At 67.1% G+C, this 24675-nt stretch carries 23 protein-coding genes and 1 pseudogene; 9 read left to right on the forward strand and 15 right to left on the reverse strand.

Annotation, left to right across the window (positions count from 1 at the left end):
• Positions 1–146: 146 nt before the first annotated feature.
• Both ENN83_RS03605 and ENN83_RS03610 read right to left on the reverse strand, forming a co-directional pair.
• The gene (locus tag ENN83_RS03605; RefSeq protein WP_287184208.1) at positions 147–824 is read right to left on the reverse strand and encodes an ABC transporter ATP-binding protein; all 678 of its coding nucleotides are present in this window, start codon (positions 822–824) and stop codon (positions 147–149) included.
• A complete protein-coding gene (locus ENN83_RS03610; protein ID WP_287184244.1) occupies positions 817–2064 on the reverse strand; it encodes a lipoprotein-releasing ABC transporter permease subunit in 1248 nt (415 codons plus the stop codon). Before ENN83_RS03610 ends, ENN83_RS03605 begins: the two co-directional genes overlap by 8 nt.
• A 318-nt stretch (positions 2065–2382) precedes the next feature.
• Here ENN83_RS03610 and ENN83_RS03615 point away from each other — a divergent pair, with 318 nt between their 5' ends.
• Positions 2383–2709, forward strand: coding sequence for a NifB/NifX family molybdenum-iron cluster-binding protein (locus ENN83_RS03615; RefSeq protein WP_287184210.1), 327 nt, complete (start codon positions 2383–2385; stop codon positions 2707–2709).
• 80 nt (positions 2710–2789) lie between these two features.
• Here ENN83_RS03615 and proS read toward each other — a convergent pair whose 3' ends face one another.
• Complete coding sequence (proS, locus tag ENN83_RS03620) at positions 2790–4178, reverse strand: proline--tRNA ligase (RefSeq protein WP_287184212.1); 1389 nt, start codon at positions 4176–4178, stop codon at positions 2790–2792.
• Between the two features lie 128 nt (positions 4179–4306).
• On the opposite strand from proS, the gene ENN83_RS03625 reads away from it, so the two are divergent.
• Genes ENN83_RS03625 through ENN83_RS03640 form a run of 4 tightly spaced genes read left to right on the forward strand, consistent with a single transcriptional unit; the run spans position 4307 to position 9907 of the window.
• The gene (locus tag ENN83_RS03625; RefSeq protein WP_287184213.1) at positions 4307–5407 is read left to right on the forward strand and encodes an AI-2E family transporter; all 1101 of its coding nucleotides are present in this window, start codon (positions 4307–4309) and stop codon (positions 5405–5407) included.
• 1 nt (position 5408) lies between these two features.
• Positions 5409–6095, forward strand: a complete 687-nt coding sequence (locus ENN83_RS03630; protein ID WP_287184215.1) for a chromosomal replication initiator DnaA — start codon at positions 5409–5411, stop codon at positions 6093–6095.
• 41 nt (positions 6096–6136) lie between these two features.
• Positions 6137–8305 (forward strand): RNA degradosome polyphosphate kinase, encoded by a 2169-nt coding sequence (locus ENN83_RS03635; protein ID WP_287184217.1) that lies wholly within the window; start codon positions 6137–6139, stop codon positions 8303–8305.
• Positions 8306–8359: 54 nt separating this feature from the next.
• Positions 8360–9907, forward strand: a complete 1548-nt coding sequence (locus tag ENN83_RS03640; RefSeq protein ID WP_287184218.1) for a Ppx/GppA family phosphatase — start codon at positions 8360–8362, stop codon at positions 9905–9907.
• On the opposite strand, the gene ENN83_RS03645 is transcribed toward ENN83_RS03640, so the two are convergent.
• The 5 genes and pseudogenes from ENN83_RS03645 to scpA all read right to left on the reverse strand — a co-directional run bounded on the left by ENN83_RS03645 (position 9904) and on the right by scpA (position 14631).
• Positions 9904–10239, reverse strand: a complete 336-nt coding sequence (locus tag ENN83_RS03645; RefSeq protein ID WP_287184220.1) for an AAA+ family ATPase — start codon at positions 10237–10239, stop codon at positions 9904–9906. The two genes, ENN83_RS03640 and ENN83_RS03645, sit on opposite strands and share 4 nt — an antisense overlap.
• A gap of 30 nt (positions 10240–10269) precedes the next feature.
• Positions 10270–11301 carry an endonuclease/exonuclease/phosphatase family protein gene (locus ENN83_RS03650; RefSeq protein WP_287184222.1) on the reverse strand — a complete coding sequence of 344 codons (1032 nt, stop codon included), beginning with the start codon at positions 11299–11301 and terminating at the stop codon, positions 10270–10272.
• A complete protein-coding gene (locus tag ENN83_RS03655) occupies positions 11298–11981 on the reverse strand; it encodes a molecular chaperone DjiA (RefSeq protein WP_287184224.1) in 684 nt (227 codons plus the stop codon). Before ENN83_RS03655 ends, ENN83_RS03650 begins: the two co-directional genes overlap by 4 nt.
• A 10-nt stretch (positions 11982–11991) precedes the next feature.
• Positions 11992–12303 (reverse strand): annotated as a pseudogene (locus ENN83_RS03660) (GNAT family N-acetyltransferase); the annotation flags it as partial.
• Positions 12304–12498: 195 nt separating this feature from the next.
• Positions 12499–14631 carry a methylmalonyl-CoA mutase gene (gene scpA, locus ENN83_RS03665; protein ID WP_287184225.1) on the reverse strand — a complete coding sequence of 711 codons (2133 nt, stop codon included), beginning with the start codon at positions 14629–14631 and terminating at the stop codon, positions 12499–12501.
• Positions 14632–14729: 98 nt separating this feature from the next.
• Between scpA and ENN83_RS03670 the strand changes: the two genes are divergently transcribed.
• Positions 14730–15206 (forward strand): DUF4174 domain-containing protein, encoded by a 477-nt coding sequence (locus tag ENN83_RS03670; RefSeq protein ID WP_287184227.1) that lies wholly within the window; start codon positions 14730–14732, stop codon positions 15204–15206.
• A gap of 52 nt (positions 15207–15258) precedes the next feature.
• On the opposite strand, the gene ENN83_RS03675 is transcribed toward ENN83_RS03670, so the two are convergent.
• The 6 genes from ENN83_RS03675 to ENN83_RS03700 form a co-directional block, all read right to left on the reverse strand.
• Positions 15259–17259 (reverse strand): acetyl-CoA carboxylase biotin carboxylase subunit, encoded by a 2001-nt coding sequence (locus ENN83_RS03675; RefSeq protein WP_287184228.1) that lies wholly within the window; start codon positions 17257–17259, stop codon positions 15259–15261.
• 132 nt (positions 17260–17391) lie between these two features.
• Positions 17392–17592, reverse strand: a complete 201-nt coding sequence (locus ENN83_RS03680) for a hypothetical protein (protein ID WP_287184230.1) — start codon at positions 17590–17592, stop codon at positions 17392–17394.
• 325 nt (positions 17593–17917) lie between these two features.
• A complete protein-coding gene (locus tag ENN83_RS03685; protein ID WP_287184231.1) occupies positions 17918–18271 on the reverse strand; it encodes a hypothetical protein in 354 nt (117 codons plus the stop codon).
• A 69-nt stretch (positions 18272–18340) separates the two neighbouring features.
• Positions 18341–18472, reverse strand: coding sequence for a hypothetical protein (locus tag ENN83_RS03690; protein WP_279388172.1), 132 nt, complete (start codon positions 18470–18472; stop codon positions 18341–18343).
• A gap of 199 nt (positions 18473–18671) precedes the next feature.
• A complete protein-coding gene (locus tag ENN83_RS03695; RefSeq protein ID WP_287184235.1) occupies positions 18672–19115 on the reverse strand; it encodes a DUF6497 family protein in 444 nt (147 codons plus the stop codon).
• 51 nt (positions 19116–19166) lie between these two features.
• Positions 19167–20699, reverse strand: a complete 1533-nt coding sequence (locus ENN83_RS03700) for an acyl-CoA carboxylase subunit beta (protein WP_287184236.1) — start codon at positions 20697–20699, stop codon at positions 19167–19169.
• A 204-nt stretch (positions 20700–20903) separates the two neighbouring features.
• Here ENN83_RS03700 and ENN83_RS03705 point away from each other — a divergent pair, with 204 nt between their 5' ends.
• The 3 genes from ENN83_RS03705 to ENN83_RS03715 all read left to right on the forward strand — a co-directional run bounded on the left by ENN83_RS03705 (position 20904) and on the right by ENN83_RS03715 (position 24163).
• Positions 20904–22145 (forward strand): multidrug effflux MFS transporter, encoded by a 1242-nt coding sequence (locus ENN83_RS03705; protein ID WP_287184237.1) that lies wholly within the window; start codon positions 20904–20906, stop codon positions 22143–22145.
• Positions 22146–22220: 75 nt separating this feature from the next.
• On the forward strand, positions 22221–23624 hold the full coding sequence (locus ENN83_RS03710) for a helix-turn-helix domain-containing protein (protein ID WP_287184239.1): 1404 nt from the start codon (positions 22221–22223) through the stop codon (positions 23622–23624).
• A 59-nt stretch (positions 23625–23683) separates the two neighbouring features.
• A complete protein-coding gene (locus ENN83_RS03715; protein ID WP_287184241.1) occupies positions 23684–24163 on the forward strand; it encodes a CoxG family protein in 480 nt (159 codons plus the stop codon).
• A 9-nt stretch (positions 24164–24172) separates the two neighbouring features.
• Here the strand turns inward: ENN83_RS03715 and ENN83_RS03720 are convergent, their stop codons facing one another.
• A complete protein-coding gene (locus tag ENN83_RS03720; protein ID WP_287184242.1) occupies positions 24173–24418 on the reverse strand; it encodes a YdcH family protein in 246 nt (81 codons plus the stop codon).
• Positions 24419–24675 lie beyond the last annotated feature (257 nt).

Consider the following 24675-nt stretch of genomic DNA (forward strand, 5'->3'; position numbering starts at 1 on the left):
CTTCTGCCCTTCTTCATCGGGGTCGAACTGGCCGACAGCTTCGCGCAGGGGGCGCAGGAACCGGGCCGGTCCGAGGCGTTATGTGCGGCGGTGGCCCATTTCCTTGACGGTAACGGGCTGCCGCTGCTCTGACCGCGCGCGGCGGTTCAGACCAGCCGCCCCTCCTGTAGATGCAGCACGCGGTCCATGCGCGCGGCAAGTTCAAGGTTGTGGGTCGCGATGAGCGCGGCAAGCCCGGTGCCGCGCACCAGGTCCATCAGCGCGGCAAAGACCCGGTCCGAGGTGGCGGGGTCGAGATTTCCCGTGGGCTCGTCGGCCAGCAACAGCCGTGGTCGGTTGGCCAGCGCCCGGCAGACCGCGACGCGCTGCTGTTCGCCCCCCGACAGCGCCGCGGGGCGGTGATCGGCGCGCGCGCCCACCCCCATCCGGTCAAGAAGCTCCTGCGCCCGGGCCTCGGCCTCGGCGCGGGGGCGGCCAGCGGCAAGCTGGGGCAGCACCACGTTTTCGGCCGCGGTGAATTCGGGCAGCAGGTGGTGGAACTGGTAGACGAAGCCGATATCGGCACGCCGCGCGGCGGTGCGCTTGCGGTCCGAGGCGCGCGCCATGTCCTGCCCGGCGATCCGGACCGCGCCCGCATCGGGCGTGTCCAGAAGCCCCGCGATATGCAGCAAGGTGGACTTGCCCGCGCCCGAAGGGGCGACAAGCGCCACCACCTCGCCCGGCGCGACGGCAAGCGAGGCCCCGGACAGCACCCGCACCTCGCCGGGGGTGCCGGGATTGTAGCTTTTCTCGACGCCATCAAGCGCCAGCGCCGGATCACTCATAGCGCAGCGCCTCCACCGGGTTCATGCGCGCCGCGCGGCGGGCGGGGAAGATCGTGACGACGAAGGACAGGCCCAGCGACAGGATCACGGCGGACAGCACATCCCGCGCCCGAAGCTTGGCGGGCAGTTCGTAGATTCCGCGGATCGAGGGGTCCCAGACCCCGCCCCCCGCGACATAGTTCACCGCCGAGAAGATCGGGTCGATCCAGATCGCGAACAGGCAGCCCAGGATCACGCCGAAGAAGGTGCCGATCAGCCCGACGAAGGCGCCGCAGATGAAGAAGACGCGCAGCACCGCCCCTTCGGTCAGGCCCATGGTGCGCAGGATGCCGATGTCGCGCCCCTTGTTCTTGACCAGCATGATCAGCCCCGAAACGATGTTCATCGCCGCGATCAGCACGAGGATCGACAGGATAATGAACATCACGTTGTCCTCGATGTCGAGCGCGCGCAGGAACGCCCCCGAGGCGTCGCGCCAGGTCCAGAGCAGAACCCGCTCGCCCCCTGCACGCAGCAAGGGCAGGGTCAGTTCGTCGATCCGTTCGGGATCGGTGACCATGACTTCCAGTTCGTCGGCCACGCCCTCGCGGTTGAAATAGCCCTGCGCCTCGGCAAAGGGCATGTAGACGCGGGTGCGGTCGATGTCGTAGCGGCCCGCCGAGAAGACATAGACGATTTCATAGGCATTCACGCGGGGGCTGGTGCCGAAGGGGGTCTTGACCCCCTCGGGCGAGATCAGCCGGATCCGGTCGCCCACGCCCACGCCCAGTTCGCGCGCGACGCCCGTGCCGATGGCGATGCCCTCGGGGAAGCGCGCGATGTCGCCCAGCGCGGTTTCGGGATCAGCGATGCGCGGGATCGTGGCCAGGTCTTCGGGCGCGATGCCATAGACCTCGACCCCGGAATTGCCCGACCCGGAGGCCGCCATCACCTGCCCGCGGACCAGCGGCGCCACGCGGGTCACACCCGGCACCGCGCGCAGCCGTTCGGCCATCGCCGCGTAATCGGGGATGGTGCGGCTGGCCACGCCCTGCTCGTCCACGCGGGTCGAGGAATAGACGGTGACATGGGCATTCGCGCCAAGGATCGTATCGACGAATTCGGCCCGGAACCCCGCACGGACGGCCAGCGTGGCGATCAGCGCAAAGACGGCCAGCGTGATGCCGATCAGGCTGATCCAGGTCATCACGGACACGCCGCCCTCGGCGCGCCGCGCGCGCAGGTAGCGCCACGCGATCATCCATTCGAAGGGGGCGAAGGGGGCGGTGCCGTTGGCCAAGGGGGGTATCCTGTCGGTTGCGCGGGCGGACAGTGGCCGCGCGGGCCGATGGCGTCAAGCGGCAAGGCAGAGTGCGCGATCCTCTTGCCAACCGATCCCCACGCCGCCTCGCGATATCGGAATCGGTGATCAAGTCACCGACACTGCGCCGTCATTCATGTGCCTCGGGGAAAGCGGCCAGTCGAGGCAGCGACTCGGCCTTTTCCTACCCCTGCCGTTCACGACCATTCCGAGGATGCCGAAATGCGCATTGCCGTCGCAAGTCAGAATTTCCGAACCGTGACCCCCCATGTCGGCCGCACCCGCCGTTTCATCATCTTCGAGGCCACGCCGAACGAACCGGCGCAAGAGATCGACCGACTGGACCTGCCCCGCGGCATGGCGCTGCATGATTTCCACGGCGACGGTCCGCATCCGCTATACGAGGTTTCGGTGATCATAGCAGGCAGTATCGGGCCGCGCTTCCAGGACCGGATGGCGGCGCGCGGCATCACCGCCATCGCCACCGCCGAACCCGACCCGGCCGAGGCCGCGCGCGCCTTTGTCGAGGGTCGCCTTGCCCCGGCCGAACCGCATGAGGATCACGACGGCTGCACCCACGACTGAGCGCGTCCGCCGCACTGGCCGCACGATCCTGCGCCAAATCGCACGGCCCCCGGCGGCGGATGGCCGCCGGATGCGACGCGCTACAGCCAAGTGTGGAAACTGGATTTCGCCATCGGCTCCCAATGGGGGGCGGTGTGGGGGGCGTAGATCTCGGCCACCCGGGCCACGGCCGCCTCGGGGGACATCTCCTCGCTGGTGCCGGTGCGCCGGCAGGTCAGTTCGACCACGCCCGATTTCAGGCCCCGCGGCCCGACGGTGATCCGCCAGGGCAGGCCGATCAGGTCCATCGTGGCGAATTTCGCGCCCGCGCGTTCCTCGCGGTCGTCATAGAGCGGCTCCAGCCCCTTTTCGGCCAGCGCCTTGTAAAGTCCGGCGCAGGCGGCGTCGACCTCGGCATCGCCCTGTTTCAGGTTGACGATGCCGCAATGGAAGGGGGTCACGCCCTCGGGCCAGATGATGCCGTTCTCGTCGTGGTTCGCCTCGATCAGCGCGCCGACCAGACGCGAGACGCCGATGCCGTGGCTGCCCATGTGGACAGGCACGCGCTCGCCCTTGTCATTGGTGACAACGGCGCCCATGGGTTCGGAATACTTGGTGCCGAAATAGAAGATCTGGCCGACCTCGATGCCGCGCGAGGATTTGCGCCGCGCCTCGGGGATCTGGTCATAGATCGCCGCGTCATGGGTTTCGTCGGTGCGGGCATAGGGCGTGGTCCATTCGCGCACGATGGCCGCGCATTCCGCGCGGTCGTCGTAGTTCACGGCCCGGTCACCCAGCGTCAGGTCGAGGATCGCGCTGTCATAGAACACCTCGGACTCGCCGGTATCGGCGAGGACCAGGAATTCGTGGGTGTCCTCGCCGCCGATGGGGCCGCTATCGGCGCGCATCGGGATCGCCTTCAACCCCATCCGTTCGTAGGTGCGCAGGTAGCTGACCATGTGGCGGTTGTAGGCGTGGATGGCCGCATCGTGGTCGATGTCGAAATTGTAGCCGTCCTTCATGTAGAATTCGCGGCCCCGCATCACGCCGAAACGGGGGCGGATCTCGTCGCGGAACTTCCACTGGATATGGTAGAGCGTCAGCGGCAGGTCCTTGTAGCTGCCGACATGGGCGCGGAAGATATCGGTGATGAGTTCCTCGTTGGTCGGCCCGTAAAGCATGTCGCGGCCATGGCGGTCCTTGATGCGCAGCATCTCCTCGCCGTAATCGTCGTAGCGGCCCGACTCGCGCCACAGATCGGCCGATTGCAGGGTCGGCATCAGCATCGGGATATGGCCCGCGCGGATCTGTTCCTCGTGGACGATCTGCTCGATCCGTTTCAGCACCTTGAAGCCCATGGGAAGCCACGAATAGATGCCCGCGGATGCCTGCTTGATCATGCCCGCGCGCAGCATCAGGCGGTGGCTGGCGATCTGCGCCTCGGAAGGCGTCTCCTTCAGGACCGGCAGGAAGTAGCGGGACAGGCGCATTTTCGACCTTTTCCTCGTGAATTCGCGTCTCCGACCCCTTATGTCATCGCGCAGGGCCAGACAAGCGCCGCGCGTCTCGCCGGAGGCACCCGGGGCATCGGGAAAGGGCGCAGGATCGGGAGGGGCGGATGGCATTGCCGGTACGCGAACAGGTGACCTATTGGGGGATCGCAGCGACGGTCTTCCTGGTGCTTTTGTGGTTTCTCGGCAATGTGATCACCCCCTTCGTGATCGGCATGGCGGTGGCCTATTTCCTCGATCCCGTGGCCGACCGGCTGGAACGGCTGGGGCTGTCACGGGCGGGGGCGACGGTGGCGATCACGACGGGCGCGGTGGTGGTCCTCGTGGCGGTGGCGCTGCTGGTGCTGCCGACGCTGATCCAGCAGGCGATCAGCCTGGTCAATGCCGCGCCCGAGATCGCGCGCCAGGTCCAGGCCTTCCTGGTCGAGCGCTTTCCCACGCTGAATGACAACGGCTCGGCCGTATCCCGGACATTGGCCGGAATCGGCGACACGGTGCAGTCGAGGGGCGGCGAGGTGCTGAACGGGGTGATCGCCTCTCTGGCCAGTATCGTGAATGTGGTCGTCCTGCTGGTGCTGGTGCCGGTGATCACCTTCTACCTGCTGCTGGACTGGGACCGGATGGTGGCCCAGGTGGACCGGCTGCTGCCGCTGGACCACGCACCGCAGCTGCGCCGGCTGGCCGGCGAGATCGACCGCACGCTGGCAGGCTTCATCCGCGGCCAGGGCACGGTCTGCCTGATCCTCGGGGTCTATTACGCCGCGGCGCTGAGCCTGCTGGGGCTGAAATACGGGCTGGTCGTGGGGTTCATCGCGGGGATCATCTCGTTCATCCCCTATGTCGGCGCCATCGTGGGCGGCGCGCTGGCGATCGGGCTGGCGTTGTTCCAGTTCTGGGGCGAATGGTGGTTCATCGCGGGCGCGGCGGCGATCTTCGTGGCGGGCCAGATGATCGAGGGCAATGTGCTGACGCCCAAGCTGGTGGGCGGATCGGTCGGGCTGCACCCGGTCTGGCTGATCTTTGCGCTGGCGGCCTTCGGCTCGGTCTTCGGCTTTGTCGGCATGCTGATCGCGGTGCCGGTGGCGGCGGTTCTGGGGGTGATGGCGCGTTTCGGGATCGCGCAATACAGGAAGAGCCCACTCTACCGCGGCCTTGCGGCCCTGGAAGATGCGCGCGACGGCTCCGGAAAGGACGAGGACGCCGCCTGACATGCCCCGACAGTTGATCCTCGACCTGCCCGTGCGACCCGCACGGGGGCGCGCGGCCTTCTTCGTGGCGCCCGCGAACGAGATCGCCGTGGCGCAGATCGAGGATTGGCGCGCCTGGCCGGGCGGCAAGCTGGTGCTGATCGGCCCGGAGGGATCGGGCAAGACCCATCTCGCCCATGTCTGGACGGAACTGACCGGCGCCCCGGTCGTTCCGGCGGCCGGACTGGCGCAGGCGGATCTGCCCGCGCTGGCCGAAACGGGTGCGGTGGCGGTCGAGGATGCCGACCGGATCGGTGGCGACCGGACGGCCGAGACGGCGCTGTTTCACCTGCACAACCTGCTGGCCGCATCGGGCGGCGCGCTGCTGGTCAGCGCGCGCGACCCGGCGCGGGACTGGGGGCTGGGGCTGCCCGATCTGGCCAGCCGGATGCAGGCCGCCGCAACGGCGCATCTGGACCCGCCCGACGACGTGCTGCTGGCCGCGGTGCTGGTCAAGCTGTTCGCCGACCGCCAACTGGCGGTGAAACCCGATCTGATCGGCTATCTCGTGGACCGGATGGAACGCTCCTTCGCCGCCGCCGCAGAAACGGTCGCCGCCATCGACCGCGAGGCGCTGGCCACCGGGCATCGGCCGGGCCTCCGGCTGGCCCGCACGGTGCTGGACAAGACCCTGCCCGAGGCCCGATAACTGTCACCCAGCCGTCACACCCTGAAATCATAAGCACAAGCATGACCCAGGCCGATTTCCTCAAAGCCCCCTTCCCCGCGCCCGTCGAGATCCCCGAGGCCCGGCGCACGGGACCAAAGCGGTTCTTCAACCGCGAACTCAGCTGGCTGGGCTTCAACTGGCGCGTCCTGGAAGAAGCCGACAATCCGCGCGTGCCGCTGCTGGAGCGGGTGCGTTTCGTGTCGATCTCGGCCACCAACCTGGACGAGTTCTACACCGTGCGCGTGGCTGGCCTGCGCGAACTGGCCAACAAGGGCAATACCACGCCCGCCGATGACGGCCTGACGCCGGCCGAGCAGCTGGTGCTGATCGACCGCGATGCGCGGCGGCTGTTGCAGGCGCAGCAGGCAAGCTGGAACCGGCTGAAGAAACTGATGGAAGAGGCAGAAATCCACCTGCTGACACGCTCGCGGCTGACCAAGGCCGACCGGATGCATCTGGGCGAGCATTTCCTGCAACAGGTGTTTCCCGTGCTCTCGCCGCTGGCAATCGACCCGGCGCATCCCTTCCCCTTCATCCCGAATACCGGCTTCTGCCTGGCCTTGCAGCTGGAGCGCGAGAAGGACGGCCAGCCCTTGCAGGCGCTGCTGCCGATCCCGCACCAGATCGACCGCTTCATCCGCCTGCCCGCGCGCGAGGGGCAGGCGCGTTTCCTGCCGCTGGAGGAATCGTTGCTGATGCATCTGCACCTGCTGTTCCCGGGCTATCGGGCGGTGGGCAGTTGCACCTTCCGCGTGCTGCGCGACAGCGATCTGGAGGTCGAGGAGGAGGCCGAGGATCTGGTGCGCGAATTCGAGGTCGCGCTGAAGCGCCGCCGCCGCGGCGAGGTGGTGCGCATGAAGATGTCCTCGGGCGCGCCCGAGGAATTGCGCTCCGTCATCATCCGCGAATTGCACATCACCGAGGAGGACGCGATCGAGGTGCGCGGTCTGATCGGGCTGGCGGATCTCAAGGAATTGGTGATCGACGACCGCCCGGACCTGCTGTGGAAAAGCTTCACCCCCCGCGTGCCCGAACGGGTGCAGGACCATGAGGGCGACATGTTCGCCGCGATCCGGCAAAAGGACATGCTGCTGCACCACCCCTACGAGACCTTCGACATGGTGGTCCGCTTCCTGCAGCAGGCCGCGCGCGACCCGAACGTGGTGGCGATCAAGCAGACGCTCTACCGCACGTCGAAGAAGTCGCCCATCGTCGAGGCGCTGTGCGAGGCGGCCGAGGATGGCAAGTCGGTCACCGCGCTGGTGGAGCTCAAGGCCCGCTTCGACGAGGCCGCCAATATCCGCCAGTCGCGGCGGCTCGAACGCTCGGGCGCGCATGTGGTCTATGGTTTCATCAACTACAAGACCCATGCCAAGATCAGCACCGTGGTCCGCCGCGAGGGCGATAACCTGGTGACCTATACCCATTTCGGCACCGGCAACTACCACCCGATCACCGCGCGCATCTATACCGACCTGTCGCTGTTCACCTGCGACGCGGCGCTGGGACGGGATGCGACCAAGGTGTTCAACTATATCGGCGGCTATGCCGAGCCCGACGGGCTGGAGAACCTGTCGATCTCGCCCCTGTCGCTGAAATCCACGCTGTTGCAGCGCATCGCCGAAGAGGCCGGGCATGCCCGCGCCGGGCGGCCCGCGCGGATCTGGGCCAAGATGAACTCGCTGATCGAGCCCGACGTGATCGACGCGCTTTATGCCGCGTCCAATGCGGGGGTGAAGATCGACCTTGTCGTGCGCGGGATCTGCGGCATCCGGCCCGGCATCAAGGGGCTGTCCGAGAATATCCGCGTCAAGTCGATCATCGGCCGCTTCCTGGAACATTCCCGCATCGTCTGCTTCGGCAACGGCTATGGCCTGCCCTCGCCCGGGGCGCGGGTCTATATCTCGTCGGCCGACTGGATGGGCCGCAACCTGAACCGCCGGGTGGAAACGCTGGTCGAATGCACCAACCCCACGGTCAAGGCGCAGATCGTGGACCAGGTCATGTCGGCGAATCTGGCCGACGAGGCGCAAAGCTGGGTGATGCAGCCCGATGGCAGCTTCGTGCGGGCCAAGGCGGGACCGGACGCGTTCAACTGCCACAGGTTCTTCATGGAAAACCCTTCGCTGTCGGGCCGCGGCACCGCCGGGGCGGCCGATGTGCCCCGGCTGGCGAACGTCGCCGATTGACGACGGCGGACGGGCTTGGCAGAGTCTCGGCACGCCAGGGGCGAAAGGCAGCAGATGGACGGCAGCGGCGACGACCGCCCAGAAGCATGGGAACCCTTTGGCCGCCGCCTGTTCGGCGGCCCCGAGGCGCGGGCGCTTTCTCGCGTGGGGGTCGTGGATATCGGGTCAAACTCGGTGCGGATGGTCGTGTTCGACGGCGCGGCCCGCAGCCCGGCCTATTTCTTCAACGAAAAGGTGATGTGCGGGCTGGGCGCGGGGCTGGGCCAGACCGGGCGGCTGTCGCCCGAGGGGCGTCGGCGCGCGCTGGCGGCGCTGAAGCGGTTTGCCCTTCTGGGTGGGGCGATGGGGGCGGCCCCTCTTACGGTGGTTGCCACGGCCGCGATGCGCGATGCCGAGGACGGCCCCGATTTCCGCCGCCAGATCGAGCGCGAGACCGGCCTGCGGCCCTGGGTTATCGACGGCGCCGAGGAGGCGCGGCTGTCGGCACAGGGCGTGCTGCTGGGCTGGCCCGGCGCCGAGGGGATCGTCTGCGACATGGGCGGCTCGTCGGTCGAACTGGCCGAACTGGACGGCGGCCGGGTCGGCAAGCGGCGCACCTCGCCGCTGGGTCCGCTGAAACTGCAGGACGTCAAGGGCGGCAAGAAGGGGCTGACCCAGTTCATCGCCCAGGAGGTCGAGACGCTGGCCCGCGGCATGGATTGTTCGCGGAGCCGGTTGTTCCTGGTGGGCGGGTCGTGGCGCGCGATCGCCCGGCTCGACATGGAGCGGCGCGGCTATCCGCTGACGGTGCTGCACGAATACCGGATGACGCGGAAATCGCTGGCCGCCACGATCGACTGGATCGAGACCACCGGGGTCGACGCGCTGCGCACCCGCACCGGCATCTCGATCGAGCGGCTCTCGCTGGTGCCGATCGCGGTGCAGGTGCTCAAACGGCTGGTCGCCCGTCTGAAGCCGCGCGAGATCGCCGTGTCGGGCTATGGCATCCGCGAGGGGCTCTTGTACGAACAGATGCCGGCCGAGCTGCGCGCCCGCGATCCGCTGGTCGAGGCCTGCCGTTTCGTCGAGGCGAGTTCCGCCCGCTTCCCCGGCTTCGGCAAGCGGCTCTACAATTTCGTGCTGCCGCTGTTCGGCGCGGCGGGACCCGAGAAACGGCGGCTGATCAAGGCGGCCTGCCACCTGCACGACACCGCCTGGCGCGCGCATCCCGACTATCGCCACGAGGTCTGTTTCGACACCGCGACCCAGGCCAATCTGGGCGGGCTGGAGCATTGGGAGCGTGTCTTCCTGGGCGTGTCGCTGCTGCACCGCTACAAGAACAGCCGCGCAGGCAGCCGGTTCGAACCGCTGTTCAGCCTGCTGGACCCGATCCAGATGCAACAGGCCGAAGTCCTGGGCAAGGCGCTGCGCTTTGGCGCGATGTTTTCATCGGACACGCCCGACACGCTGGCCGAACTGCGCCATTTCCCCAAGAAGAAGCGGCTGGAACTGGTGCTGGACACCCGCGCCGAGGCGCTGTTCGGCGAGGTGGCCGAGGCGCGCTTTGCCTCGCTGGCCAAGGCGCTTGGGGTCGAGACGGGCGTGCGGGTCCGCCGGGCCTAGATCTCGATATCGTCGGGTGGGGGCAAGGGCGGCGCGTCCGGCTTGCGGCGGATCAGGATGTCGCCATTGGGCAGTCGCTCGGGCATCTGGTAGGCGTCGAAATCGTCCACGATCTCGGCCAACCGCCGCAGCGCGGGCTGCATCGTCTCGGCCAGATCGCGAAGCGCGGGTTCCAGCTCGTCCCCGAGCCCCTTGAACAACAGCCTCATGCCCTGACCAAGCAGGTCCATCCCCTCGCGCAGCTTCGCGTCCGGCAAGGGTTCGGCATCCTGCGCGGCAGCGGGGCCGAGCGCGAGCAGCATTCCAAGGCACAGGGCGGCGATCCGGTTCATGGGCGCAGTATAGGCGCGGGCAAGGGCGGGTCAAAGCTCGATGTCGAGGCTGACCGGGAAATGGTCGGAGGCCGCCAGCAGCGCCTCGCGCAGTTCGGGCACGCGATAGAGGTCCGGGTCGTCGAACGGATGCCAGATCCGCCAGGCCGGACGGCGCGCGCGCAGGTCGGACGAGATCATCACATAGTCCAGCAGCGCCGAGAGATAGTGCCGCTCGGAATGGATGTAGAAGCGGGCGGTGGCGGGCTGGGCGGCGGATCGGCCCTGTTGCGCCTGTCGCGCATGGGGATCGTAAAGCCGCATCTCGCGCGGCACGTCGAGGCCCATGACGATCTCAACCCCGGACCGACCGAACAGCTTTTCGTATTCGTCCAGCCCCGGACCATCGTTGAAATCGCCCAGCACGATCAGCGACTCCCCCTCGGCCAGATGCGCCTCGATCCGCTGGCGCAGCCAGATGCATTGCGCAAGTTGCTTGCGCCGGTTCTGGATCGAGATGCGCATCACCTTGTCGGGGGTCGAGGCGCCATAGGGGGCCTTGGATTTCACATGCACCCCGATCATCCGAAAGGCGAAACCCGCCGCACTTCGCACCGCCAGTTCCAGCGGCGGCTTGGAAAAGCGGATCAGTTCGGCCGCGGCATCCACGTCCAGATCCCAGCGGAACACGCCGTCAAAGCGCGGTGCCTCGGCCGAGCCCTTCTTGCCGGTCGGATCGCCCCGCGGATCGTGATGCGCGCTGATCCGGTCGGGATCGTAGAGCAGCGCGATTTCCTGCTGGCTCTCGGAGGTGAAGCCGATCAGCACGCGCCGCGCGCGCAGGCCCATCACCTGCGCGAAATTCTCAAGCGCCGTGACGGTCGAGCGGCGGCCGGTATCGTCGGGCGCCTCGACCACCAGAACCGCATCGGCGTCCAGCGCGGTAAAGACGATGCCCAGCGCCTCGATCTGCTGGTGACGGGTGACGCCCGTGCGGGCGGAGGGCTGGTCATCGTCCAGAAGACTGCCGAGGTCGTCGAACAGGGCATTGAACCATTCGACGTTATAGGTGGCGATCCTCACGCCGCGCGGTCCTGAAGGATCTGTTCCCAGGCGGCGTTGACCGCGATCAGCCGCCGCTCGGCAAGGTGGATCGCCTCTTCGGGCACGCCGCGGGCATGCATCCGGTCGGGATGGGTCTCGCGCACCTCCTTGCGCCAGACCTTGCGGATGGCTTCAAGATCGTCGCCGGGATCGACGCCCAGCACGGTATAGGGATCGGGCGCGGCATCGGGCACGAAGCGGGCGCGCAGCGTGCGGAACTGCGCCTCGCTGAGGCCGAAGGCGGCGGCGACGCGGGCAAGGAACGCATCCTCGGCAGGGTGATAGTCGCCATCGGCCAGCGCGATGAAGAACAGCCCCTCCATCAGGTCGCAAAGCGGCTCCTTGCGGCCGCGGAACATGCGGCGGATGCGGCGGGCATATTCCTCGAACCCGGCCACGTCCTGACGGGCAAGGTCAAAGACGCGCGCGGCGTTCCCTTCTTCCGACGGCGGGATGGTAAAGACCTCGCGGAAGGCCGCGACCTCGCGGCGCGTCACCTGCCCGTCGGCCTTGGCCATCTTGGCGCCCAGCGCGATCACCGCGATGGTAAAGGCAACCGTCCGTTCGGGCGGCGTGCGCAGGCGGTCGAAAACCGTGGCAAGGCTTTCCCCCTTGGCACGCGCAGAGACGGCGGCAGAGATGCGGGACCACAGCGACATGGCGGCGAGATTACCCCGCAGCGGGGCCAGTGTCAGGTGCGACCGAAAGCATCTTCTGCATCAGCACAAGATCGAGAAAGCGCCCGGCCTTGACCCCCACCTGGGGCAGGCGGCCGACCTCGGCATAGCCCAGCGCGGCGTGAAAGGCGATGCCGCCGGGATTGTCGGCGCTGACAGCGGCGATCTTCGCATGCACCCCCGCATGGGCGGCATGGGTTTCCAGCGCGCCCATCAGCGCCCGGCCAAGCCCCCTGCCCTGCCCGCCCGGCACCAGAAGGATCGTGTGCTCCATCGTGCGGGCATAGCCGTCGCCGGGGCGAAAGCCGCGCCTCCAGACGTTCCGCGACGGCGGCCATGCCCGCCTCAGGCGTCTCGGCCGAGATGGCGAGGTGATCGAGGCTGAGCATGTCACGGACACTCCTGTCGGCCGGGTCCGGTGCATGTGATCCCCGCCGGGGCGGGGATGCAATGGCAAGCCTGCATCTGACGCAGCGTCGTCGCCGCCGGGGCCGTGCTGTCAGGCCCGCGCCTCGCGGATCAGGCGCAGGATGTCATTGGCCGCAGTCGGAATGTTGGTGCCCGGGCCGAAGATCGCCTTGACGCCCGCGGCCCTGAGGAAATCGTAATCCTGCTGCGGGATCACGCCGCCGCAGATCACGATGATGTCGTCCGCCCCCTGCGCCTTGAGCGCCTCGATCAGCTTGGGCGCCAGCGTCTTGTGGCCCGCCGCCTGCGACGAGACGCCGATCACGTGCACATCGTTGTCGATGGCGTCCTGCGCGGCCTCTTCGGGGGTCTGGAACAAGGGGCCCACATCGACGTCGAAGCCGATATCGGCAAAGGCCGTGGCGATGACCTTGGCGCCGCGGTCATGGCCATCCTGGCCCATCTTGACCACCAGCATCCGCGGCCGCCGGCCCTCGGCCTCGGCGAAATCCTCGACCGCCTTCTGGATCGCGGCGAACCCCTCGTCGCCCTCATAGGCCGCGCCATAGACGCCCGAGAGCGTCTTGACCTCGGCGCGGTGCCGTCCGAACGCCTTTTCCATCGCCATGCTGATCTCTCCCACCGTGGCGCGCGCCCGCGCGGCCTCGACCGCAAGGCGCAACAGGTTGCCCTGACCGCTGAACGCGGCCTGCTCCAGCGCGGACAGCGCCGCGTCGCAGGCGGCCTGATCGCGGCTGGCGCGGATCTGCTCCAACCGGGCGATCTGGCTGTCACGCACCTTGACGTTGTCGATGTCGAGGATGTCGATCGGATCCTCCTTGGCCAGGCGGAACTTGTTGACGCCCACGATCACCTCGTCGCCGCGGTCGACCGCGGCCTGCCAGCGCGCGGCGGCCTCCTCGATGCGCAGCTTGGGCATGCCGGTTGCAACCGCCTTGGTCATGCCGCCCATCTCGTCCACTTCCTCGATCAGCTTCCACGCCGCCTCGGCCAGATCGGCGGTCAGCTTCTCGACGTAGTAGGAGCCCGCCAGCGGATCGACGACCTTGGTCACCTTGGTCTCGTTCTGCAGGATCAACTGGGTGTTGCGCGCGATCCGGGCCGAGAATTCGGTGGGCAGCGCGATCGCCTCGTCGAAGCTGTTGGTATGCAGGGATTGCGTGCCCCCCAGCACCGCGCTCATCGCCTCATAGGCCGTGCGCACGATGTTGTTGTAGGGGTCCTGCTCCTGCAACGACACGCCCGAGGTCTGGCAGTGGGTGCGCAGCATCAGCGAACCGGGGTTCTTCGGCTCGAACTCCGACATGATGCGGTGCCAAAGGAAGCGCGCCGCCCTCAGCTTGGCGATTTCCATGAAGAAATTCGTGCCAATGGCGAAGAAGAAGGACAGCCGCCCGGCAAAGGCATCGACATCCAGCCCCCGCGCCAGCGCCGTCTTCACATATTCCTTGCCATCGGCCAGCGTGAAGGCCAGTTCCTGCACGAGGTTCGCGCCGGCCTCCTGCATGTGGTAGCCCGAGATCGAGATCGAGTTGAACCGCGGCATGTCGGTCGAGGTGTATTCGATGATGTCGGCGACGATCCGCATCGAGGGTTCGGGCGGATAGATATAGGTGTTGCGCACCATGAACTCTTTCAGGATGTCGTTCTGGATCGTGCCCGACAGCAGCGCGCGGTCCACCCCTTGTTCCTCGCCCGCGACGATGAAGCTGGCCAGCACCGGGATTACCGCGCCGTTCATCGTCATGGACACGCTGACCTGATCCAGCGGGATGCCGTCGAACAGGATTTTCATGTCCTCGACGCTGTCGATGGCCACGCCCGCCTTGCCGACATCGCCCACCACGCGGGGATGGTCGCTGTCATAGCCGCGATGCGTCGCGAGATCGAAGGCGACCGAGACACCCTGTTGGCCGGCGGCCAGCGCCTTGCGGTAGAAGGCGTTGCTCTCCTCGGCGGTGGAAAAGCCCGCATATTGCCGGATCGTCCAGGGCCGGCCGGCATACATCGTGGCGCGGGGACCGCGGGTATAGGGCGCCTCGCCCGGGACCGAGCCCATATGCGGCAGGCCCGCAATATCCTCTTCGGTATAGAGCGGCTTGACCGGGATGCCCTCGGGCGTCTCCCAGGTCAGATCCTCGGGGCTGCGGCCGCGCAGTTCCTTGGCGGCCATCTCGGCCCAGATTCTGGTCTTGTCCGTCATCGGATCGTCCCTTTTCGTCTCGTTCCCCCGCCCGCGGACAGGTTCAAGCTTCGCTTTCCGTTCCCGCACGCCTATATCTGGACGCGACAGGAGGGTTCATGAAAAAACGTCTCGTATCTCTTGCACTTGCCGCCCTCGTCCCGTTTGCCCTGACCGCGGGTGCGATGGAGGAGGCGACGCCGTTCGAACGCTGGCAGTCGGACCACATGACGATCCTGGACGCGCGCGAGGTCAGCCCGGACGAGTTCCACTGGATCGCCCGTCCCGTGGTCGTGTTCGCCGACAGCGAGGCCGATCCGCGCTTTGCCCAGCAGATGGACCTGCTGACCGCGCGGATGGAGGAACTGGCCATCCGCGACGTGGTGGTGATCACCGACACCGACCCCGCCGCCCGCAGCGCCTTTCGCCAGACCCTGCGCCCGCGCGGCTTCGCGCTGGTGCTGGTGGCCAAGGACGGCAAGGTGATCCTGCGCAAGCCCACGCCCTGGGACGTGCGCGAACTGACCCGGTCGATCGACAAGCTGCCGCTGCGCCAGCAGGAGATTCGAGACCGCCGCGGCACCGCATCGGACTGAGCCCGGCCACGGGCCGCCCCCGAAGGTGGGGGGAAAGGGGCGGCCCGGAAGGTCATTCGAACTCCATGATCACATCGTCGACCGCAAGGCTGGCGCCGGGGCCGGCCTTGATGCTGACGATGATGCCCTTGCGCTCGGCGCGCAGGATGTTCTGCATCTTCATCGCCTCGACCACGCACAGCGCCTGGCCTTCCTGCACCTCCTGGCCCTCCTCCACATCGACCGAGACGATCAGGCCCGGCATCGGGCAAAGCAGGAATTTCGAGGTGTCGGGCGGCAGTTTCTCGGGCATCAGCGCGGCAAGCTCCGCCTGGCGGGGGGTGAAGACCGCCACCTTCATGTCGGCGCCGCGATGGCGGATGCGGTAGCCGTTGGGCGATTTGCCGACCTTGAGCACCAGCGGCGCGCCGTCGATATGCAGCACCGCCAGCGGGTTGCCCGGCGTCCAGTCGGAGGTGACGCGATGCGCGTAGCCCTCGGCAAAGCGCACGGTCGAGCCCTGGCGGTCGGCGTCGATGGTCAGCGCAAAGCGTTCGCCCTGGGCGACCACCACCCAGTCGCTGCCGACCTTGCGTTCGTGATTGTCCATCGTGCCCGAGATGCGCGCGCGCCGGATCTCGGCCACGCGGAACATCGCCGCGGCCGCGGCGGCCACGCGGCGCAGTTCCTCGCGGGGCAGAGTCATACCCTGGAACCCGTCGGGATATTCCTCGGCAATGAAGGCCGTGGTGATCTCGCCCGAACAGAACCGCGGATGGTCCATGACCGCCGACAGGAACGGCAGGTTGTGGCCGATGCCCTCGACCTCGAAGGCGTCCAGCGCGGTGCGCATCTCGTCGATGGCCTGGTCGCGGGTCGGCGCCCAGGTGCAGAGCTTGGCAATCATCGGGTCGTAATACATGCTGATCTCGCCGCCCTCGCAGACGCCGGTATCGTTGCGCACCACGGCCGCCTCATGCGCCGATTCCGCCGGGGGCCGATAGCGCGTCAGCCGCCCGATCGAGGGCAGGAAGTTGCGATAGGGGTCTTCGGCGTAAAGCCGGCTTTCCATGGCCCAGCCGTTCAGCTTGACGTCGGCCTGCCCGAAGGACAGCTTCTCGCCCGCCGCCACGCGGATCATCTGTTCCACAAGGTCGATGCCGGTGATCAGTTCGGTGACGGGATGCTCCACCTGAAGCCGGGTGTTCATTTCCAGGAAGTAGAAATTGCGGCTGCCATCGACGATGAATTCCACCGTCCCGGCCGAGATATAGCCCACGGCGCGCGCCAGCGCGCAGGCCTGTTCGCCCATCGCCTTGCGCGTCGCCGCATCAAGGAAGGGGCTGGGGGCTTCCTCGATGACCTTCTGGTTGCGGCGCTGGATCGAGCATTCCCGCTCGCCCAGATAGAGCGTGTTGCCGTGCTTGTCGGCCAGAACCTGGATCTCGATATGGCGGGGCTGGGTGACGAATTTCTCGATGAAGATGCGGTCGTCGCCGAAGCCGTTCGCCGCCTCGGCCCGGGACGCCTGGAAACCCTCGCGGGTTTCCTCGTCGGTCCAGGCGATGCGCATGCCCTTGCCGCCGCCGCCCGCGCTGGCCTTGATCATCACCGGATAGCCGATTTCGCAGCTGATCCTCACCGCCTCGTCGGCATCCCCGATCAGGCCCATATAGCCCGGCACGGTCGAGACCCCGGCCTCGGCCGCCAGTTTCTTGGAAGTGATCTTGTCGCCCATCGCCTCGATCACGCTTGCGGGCGGGCCGATGAAGGCGACGCCCGCGGCCTCCAGCGCCTCGGCGAACAGCGGGTTCTCGGACAGGAAGCCGTAACCGGGGTGCACGGCCTGCGCGCCGCTGGCCTTGATCGCCTCCATGATCCTGTCGATCACGATATAGGACTGGTTCGCGGGCGGCGGCCCGATATGGATCGCCTCGTCCGCCATCCGCACATGCAGCGCATGGCGGTCGGCGTCGGAATAGACGGCCACTGTCTTGATGCCCATCTTGCGGGCGGTCTTGACGACCCGGCAGGCGATCTCCCCCCGGTTGGCGATCAGGATCTTCTCGAACATTACCGTCCTTTCCGGCATTCCACCGGGCCGCACCCGCCCCGGCGCATAAACGAGAAAGGGCCACCGGAGCCAGCAGCCCCGATGACCCTGTCAACATTCCCGCAGGCCGACCCGGAGGCCCGCCCGGTCAGATCATCTGCAGAAACCCGCGTCGTCGCACAGCGCGCCCGCAGCGGCGCCCACGGCCGCCCCGGCCACGACATTGGTGTCGAGCGCATCGGCCACGACGGCACCGCCGACCGCACCGACCAGCGCCCGCTCGGTATCGTTGGCCATGCAGCCCGCCAGAGAGCCAACGGCCACGACCGCGACCAGAATCTTGAGAATACGCACCCTACTCTGCCTCCGTTCGGATTTTTGTTGCGCCTAGAGTTTACTGCGGATGGACCGCGGACGGAACGGAAATCGTTCCGCCTGCGGGCCAGCAAACCGTGGATGGCGACGGGAAGAACGGAGGCAGGCCTGACCCTGAAAGGGTCAGGCCTGGGGGTTGGGGAAGGGTAACAGTAGTACCAAACGCGGGGATGACGGGGTATCAGTCCACCGCGTCCACAGTCAGGAGTCCTCACTTGCGCCCAAAAGAAAAGGCAGCAACGCACAGGCGAGTCGATTTTGGCCGATTCCCGCCGACAGGCCGAATCCCTGAGCAAATTCACGCCTAACCCTCGCCGCCGAAGATGTCGGGAAAGGCCATTCGGGCGCGCGCCACATCGATTCTGAGCAGGGCGTCGTAGCTTTCGGGATCGAATGGATCTTCGGCAGGCAAGACCTCGCGGCCAAAGACCCAGGATAACCGCCCTGCATCGAGATTGCCGCGCTCGAAGGGTTCGTCGCCGAAATGCTCCCACAGCGCGGCCATGAACGCCGCGTCGGCGCGGCGGTCGGAATTGCGGCGGTCGGCATAGCGTTCACGGGCGACAAGCCGCGTCGCGCCGTCCTTGTTCGCCCTGCGAATCGTGAACTGGAAATCGGTGCCCGGAAGGCGGCCGGGAAAGCCCCTGTGCTTCAGCATCGCGTCTCCTCCCGGGCGGCAGGCGACGCGGGGGGTGTCGGGGCGGGCCGGGCCCGCCCCGCGCCCGTATCAGTACTTGGTGTACTTCGGCTCGCCGACGACGGGCTCGGGCTCGACGTAGACGACTTCTTCCTGTTGGGCGCAGGCCGCGACGAAGGCCACGAGGGACAGCGCCATAAGGGCCTTGATGCTCTTGGACATCCAGAACTCCATTTTCTTGCAGGGGCCGACACCAGGTCGGCCACGATCACGTTGAAGGTCACAATTCCGGGACCCACTCGAATCATAGACCAATCACAACGCTTTGCACATGGGATGCGCCGCGAAACTGCCACCTGTGACTCAAAAGGCGCAGCTATCCGCCAAATCGGGACTCGGCGCGCAAGATGTTGCCTCATCGTCAGAAACCCTCCCACACGCAACGTCCGTCCTCGGGGCGGAACGCCTCGAAGAACTGGGTGGCCTCGGGGTCTGCCTGACCGAAGGGAACGGGGCGATCCATCAGCGTGATGACGATCTGGGCAAGCTCGGGGCCGGTGTCGGACAGACGCGGCAAGGCGTAGCTCTCGCAGAGAAACTCGATGTCGCCCGCGGCCAGTTCGAACGGCATGGTGCCGCCGTCGCGGGCGATCTGCGGGGCGAGAAAGCGGAAGCGGACGGCCACCCCCCCGGTTTCCGCCTCGCCGGTGATGGTCTCGTAAAGCGTGACGGGCTGGCCCGAGGGCACCTCGATCACCTCTTGCGCGGCAAGGGCGCCGGGGACAAGCGCAAGCGCAAGGGCCACCCGGCGCCCGGCGCGTCGGGCGGGCGGGCGAGGGCCTCGGGAAAGGACAGGCTCGGGCATCGGACCACCTCCGTCACGGGCCGACACGCGATGCGCCGACCCGACCCGGGATCACAGCGGGATGTTGTCGTGCTTCTTCCAGGGCATCGGGCGCTTCTTGTTGCGCAGCGCGGCGAAGGCCCGACAGACGCGGCGGCGGGTGGAGCGGGGCTGGATCACCTCGTCGATGAAGCCCCGCTCGGCCGCCACAAAGGGATTGGCAAAGCGGTCCTCGTAATCGGCCGTGCGCCTGGCGATCCTGTCGGCATCGCCCAGTTCGGACCGATAGAGGATCTCGGTCGCGCCCTTGGCCCCCATCACCGCGATTTCCGAGGTCGGCCAGGCATAGTTGATGTCGCCGCGCAGATGCTTGGAACTCATCACCACATAGGCCCCGCCATAAGCCTTGCGGGTGATGACGGTTACTTTCGGCACCGTCGCCTCGCCATAGGCGAACAGCAGTTTCGCGCCATGCTTGATGACGCCGTCATATTCCTGCTTGGTGCCGGGCAGGAAGCCGGGCACGTCGACGAAGGTCAGGATCGGGATCTCGAAACAGTCGCAGAACCGCACGAAGCGTGCCGCCTTGCGCGCCGAGTCGATGTCCAGCACACCCGCCAGAACCATCGGCTGGTTCGCCACCACGCCCACGGTGCGGCCCTCCAGACGGATGAAGCCGGTGATGATGTTCTTGGCGAAATCCTCCTGGATCTCGTAGAAATCGCCCTCGTCCGCGACCTTCAGGATCAGCTCCTTCATGTCGTAGGGCTGGTTCGGGTTGTCGGGGATCAGGGTGTCGAGGCTGGGATCCACCCGCTCGGGGTCGTCGAAGAAGGGGCGCACGGGCGGGACCGAGCGGTTGCTCAGCGGCAGGAAATCGACCAGACGCCGCACCTCATAAAGTGCCTCGACATCGTTCTCGAAGGCGCCATCGGCGACCGAGCTTTTCCGGGTGTGGGTGGATGCACCGCCCAGTTCCTCAGCGGTGACCACCTCGTTGGTGACGGTCTTCACCACGTCGGGGCCGGTGACGAACATGTAGGACGAATCCCGCACCATGAAGATGAAATCGGTCATGGCGGGGGAATAGACCGCGCCGCCCGCGCACGGCCCCATGATGACGCTGATCTGGGGGACCACGCCGCTTGCCTCGATGTTGCGCTGGAACACCTCGCCATAGCCCGCAAGACTGTCCACACCCTCCTGGATACGCGCCCCGCCCGAGTCGTTGATGCCGATCACCGGGGCGCCGTTCTGCATCGCCATGTCCATGATCTTGCAGATCTTCTGGGCATGGGTGGCCGAGACCGACCCGCCCAGCACGGTGAAGTCCTGCGAAAAGACATAGACCTGCCGGCCATTGATCGTGCCCCAGCCGGTGATGACGCCATCGCCATAGGGACGGTTCTCCTCCATCCCGAAATCGGTGCAGCGATGGGCCACGAACATGTCGAATTCCTCGAACGAGCCCTCGTCCAGCAACAGGTCGATCCGCTCGCGCGCAGTCAGCTTGCCCTTCTGGTGCTGGGCCGCGACGCGTTTCTCTCCGCCCCCCATGCGGGCGATGTCGCGGCGGCGTTCAAGCTCGCTCAGGATGTCTTTCATCGGCGCTGGCCCCTTGCGGAAATTTGCGGCAACCTATCGAGGGCGGACACGACATAAAAGAACCTTTCGGAATATTTGCAAAGTTTTGGAAGATGTTCGCTTGCTAATTGTAAATCCGCTAACCTCCTCCGACCCGCAGACGTGCCGCCACAGGCCGGATTTGACCGGATGGACTAATCACGCGGCACGCCATAAGCCGAGAACATGCCGACACGACCAGAGATCCGGCTTCTCGACCGGACGACCCCACCGCATATCCTGACGCTGGTCCTGCTTGCGGGGCTGTCGGCGCTGTCGATGAACATCTTCCTGCCGTCGCTGCCCAACATGGCCGCGGATTTCGGCACGGATTACCGGCTGATGCAACTGTCCGTGGCGCTGTATCTCGGCATGAACGCGGTGCTGCAACTGGCGATCGGGCCGATTTCCGACCGCTACGGGCGGCGCCCGGTTCTGCTGGTCTCGATCATGCTGTTCCTGGTCGCGACGCTTGGCTGCATCCTGGCCCCTAATGCGGGCCTGTTCCTGACCTTCCGCATGGCGCAGGCGGTGATCGTGACCGGCATGGTGCTGTCGCGCGCGGTGGTGCGCGACATGGTGGACGACGCGCAGGCCGCCTCGATGATCGGCTATGTCACGATGGGCATGGCGCTGGTGCCGATGATCGGGCCGGCCATCGGCGGGGTGCTGGACCAGGTCTTCGGCTGGCAGGCAAGCTTCGCGATGCTGCTGGTCGCGGGACTTGGGGTGCTGGCGCTGACCTGGGCCGACCTGGGCGAGACCGCGCGCCCGCGCGAGGTCAGCCTGCTGGGGCAGTTCCGCGAATATCCCGAACTGTTCCGCTCGCGGCGGTTCTGGGGCTATGCGCTGGCCGCGGGCTTCGCCTCGGGGGCGTTCTTCGCCTATCTGGGCGGCGCGCCCTTCGTCGGGTCCGAGGTGTTCGGCCTCAGCCCGGCGGCGCTGGGCCTGTATTTCGGCATCATCGCGCTGGGCTATATGGGCGGCAACTTCCTGGCCGGGCGCCTCTCGGTGCGTGTGGGGATCAACGGCATGATCCTTTACGGCACGCTGGTCGCGGGCGCGGCGCCGCTGATCTCGATGGCGCTGATCGGGCTGGGGCTGACGCATCCGGTTGCATTTTTCGGGGTAATGGCGCTGGTGGGGCTGGGCAACGGCATGACACTGCCGAACGCGACCGCGGGAATGCTGTCGGTGCGCCCGCATCTGGCGGGCACGGCCAGCGGGCTGGGCGGCGCGATCATGATCGGGGGCGGCGCGGGGCTGTCGGCGCTCGCGGGCGCGATGCTGGTGCCGGGGCGCGGAGCCTGGCCCTTGCTGGCGATCATGCTGGCGACCTCGCTGATGGCCGTTGCCGCGGTGCTTTACGTCCGCCGGATCGACCGGCTGGAGGGGCCGCCGGGCGCACCATGGCCGCCGCGCGGGTGACGCCCGGCTTGCGCGCAGAATTTGCAAAGACTACAAGAGTCTATTGCTAATCCGCTAACAGCAGGGGCATCCCCGATGACCGATCGCAAGCTTTACGCCGGCGCGAAACTGCGCGAGACGCGCACGCGGCTGGGGCTGACCCAGAAGGATTTCGCGGCGCGGCTGGGCATCTCGCTGCCCTATCTGAACCAGATGGAGAACAACAACCGCCCCGTCTCGTCCACGGTGCTGCTGGCGCTGGCCTCGGAATTCGGTTTCGATGTCACCGAGCTTTCGTCGGGCGATGCCGAGCGGCTGGTGTCGGACATGCGCGAGGCCGTGGCCGATCCGGTCTTTGGCGGGCTGGCGCCGCCGCTGGCGGATCTGCGGCTGGTGGCCTCCAACGCCCCGGCGCTTGCGCGGGCGTTCCTGGAACTGCACCGGGCCTATCGCCAGAGCCACGAGCGGCTGGCCTCGCTGGACGAGGCGCTGGGGCGCGGGGATGCAGGGCTGCGGCCGTCGCCCTGGGAAGAGGTGCGGGACTTCTTCCACTATTGCGACAATTACATCGACGCGGTCGATCACGCCGCCGAACGGTTTTCCCGCGCCGGGACTGGCCCCGACGATCCCAAGCGCCGCGCCGAGCACGCGCTGGAATCGGCCGGCATCACGTTGCGGGCCGCGGATATTCCGGGCCTGCGTCACTTCGACAAGAGCACCCGCACGCTGACCCTGTCGGCCCGGCTGCACGGCCCGACGCGGCGGTTCCAGTTGCTGCATCAGCTTGCCCTCCTGACGCAATCCCAACTGCTGGAGGCGACGCTGGATCTGGCCCGGTTCCAGAGCCCGGAGGCGCGCGATATCGCCCGGATCGGGATGGCGAACTATTTCGCGGGCGCGGCGCTATTGCCCTATGGGCGCTTCCTCGCGGCCGCGCAGGAAAGCCGCCATGACCTGGAACTTCTGGCCGACCGTTTCGGCGCCTCGGTCGAGCAGGTGGCGCACAGGCTCTCCACCCTGCAACGGCCGGGCGCCAAGGGGCTGCCCTTCTTCTTTGTCCGTGTCGATCAGGCGGGCACGATCACCAAGCGCCATTCGGCGACGCGGTTGCAATTCGCGCGCTTCGGCGGGGCCTGCCCCCTGTGGAACGTCTATCGCGCCTTCGAGACGCCGGGCCGGTTCCTGCGGCAACTGGCCGAGACCCCGGACGGCGTGCGCTATCTGAGCCTTGCGCGCGACGTGACCAAGCCGGGCGGCGCCTGGGGGGCGCCGGTGCGTCGTTTCGCCATCGGGCTGGGCTGCGAGATCAGGCATGCCGACCGGCTGGTCTATGCCGACGATCTGGACCTGACCAACGCCGCCGGCTTCGAGCCGATCGGCATTTCCTGTCGCATCTGCGAACGCCGCAATTGCCACCAGCGCGCGGTGCCCCCGCTGGAACGCCGCCTCAGCGTCGATCCCGACCGGCGCGGCCTGCTGCCCTATGAAGTCGCGGAATAGGTTTTGACGTCTGCCCGGTTCGACCCGTAAACGAAGATGAGAAGAACAGGGAGGAATCCATGGAACTCACGGGCAGCCGCGTCATCGCGGCCGACCGGGCGGCGGTGTGGGAGCGCCTGACCAATCCGGACACGCTGAAGGCCTGCATCCCCGGATACCAGGAACTGGAAGGCCGCATCGAGGACGGGTTCGAGGCGGTGGTCACCCAGAAGGTCGGCCCGGTCAAGGCGACCTTTCGCGGCGCGGTCACGCTCTCGGACCTGATCGAACGGCAAAGCTATACCATCCTCGGCGAGGGCAAGGGCGGTGTGGCGGGCTTTGCCAAGGGCCGCGCGGATATGCGGCTGGAAGAGGCCGAGGGCAGCGGGACGGAACTGATCTATGACGTCCATGCCGAGGTCGGCGGCAAGCTTGCGCAGCTTGGCTCGCGGCTGATCCACGGCACGGCGCGTCGGCTGGCCGACCAGTTCTTCGACACCTTCACCGCCGAGGTGGAAGGCCCCGCCGCGGAAACGCAGGGCGAAGCCGCCACGGGGTAGGTCTGCGGCTCAGGCCGCCGCGGTGCGCAGGATGCGGGCGATCTCGTCCTTCAGCGTCATCCGCGTCTTGCGCATCTCGGTCAGGTGAAAATCGTCGGTCGGCTCGATATCCGTTTCGGCCCGGTGCACGGCGCCGTTGATCTGATGATACTCGTCGAAGAGGCGCGCGAAATGGGCATCCTTCACCTTGAGGTCGTGTATCAGATCCGCCTTGTCGGGGAATTCCTCGGCAAGCTCGTGCGGCGTGTTGGTCATTTCCGGCTCCATCTGTCCCCTGGGTCGCACTGACCCTAGGAAGCCGGTGCGCGGGCTGTCCTTGACCCCGATCAAACCCGGGCCGGTTCACAGGCCAAGCGCCTCGCCATGTTTCAGAAGGATGGGCGCCACCAGATCCTCCTCGTCGACCAGGTGCCGGTCCAGAAACCGGCCGAACCCCGCCAGCGTCGTCCCGAGCGCCCCGGCCTGGTCGCGTTGGTCGGCAGGCATGGCCCGGATCAGCCCGTTGACCGCGC

The sequence above is a fragment of the Rhodovulum sp. genome, assembly GCF_011048875.1.
GTDB classification, from domain to species: domain Bacteria; phylum Pseudomonadota; class Alphaproteobacteria; order Rhodobacterales; family Rhodobacteraceae; genus Rhodovulum; species Rhodovulum tesquicola.